The sequence below is a fragment of the Parageobacillus caldoxylosilyticus NBRC 107762 genome, from assembly GCF_000632715.1.
GTDB classification, from domain to species: domain Bacteria; phylum Bacillota; class Bacilli; order Bacillales; family Anoxybacillaceae; genus Saccharococcus; species Saccharococcus caldoxylosilyticus.
Genome location: NZ_BAWO01000128.1, coordinates 1 through 579, shown reverse-complemented (window position 1 = coordinate 579; position 579 = coordinate 1). Strand labels below are relative to the sequence as shown.

The window sequence follows — 579 nt, the reverse complement described above, 5'->3', positions numbered from 1 at the left end:
TGAATATTCAGTCTCTTGTGTGGAAAGGGAGAATCCCCTTATTTTGTTTATTTACAATATTTGGTTAACAATAACGTTCCTCAAACATTCGTTGAAGGGCTTCATGAGCTTCGGCAAATCCTCGTAACTTTCTTCCTGCCCATTTCTCGTTAAAGTCCTGTATCGTCAAATATACGACTTTTTCAGCGGCTTCTAAGCTACTCAAGCTGTTCATGGGTTTGAGACGTTTCCGAATTTCCTTGATCGTTCGTTCGATGGCATTGGTCGTATAAATCACACTTCGAATACTGCTTGGATAATCCATAAATGTAAGGAGGACATCCAACTCATTGGCCCAAGATTGGACTTCCCTTGGGTATTTGTGAGACCATTTGGATTGAAACTGTTGAAACATCTCCAATGCGATTTCTTTATTCGGAGAACGATAAATGAGTTTCAGATCCTCCGCCATTTCGAATTGGTCTTTTTTCCGAACACGATTTAGGGTGCTGCGGACTTTGTGAACGACACAACGCTGCACATCCGCTTTCGGATAAACGGCCCGAAAAGCTTCCTCCAGCCCCGGAAGACCATCAAATA

1 protein-coding gene is annotated in these 579 nt (G+C 42.5%); it reads right to left on the bottom strand.

Going from position 1 to position 579, the window contains the following annotated elements; translation table 11 throughout:
* Window positions 1-64 precede the first annotated feature (64 nt).
* A partial coding sequence (locus GCA01S_RS18940) for an IS256 family transposase (RefSeq protein ID WP_042412609.1) occupies window positions 65-579 on the bottom strand: 515 nt, incomplete at its 5' end.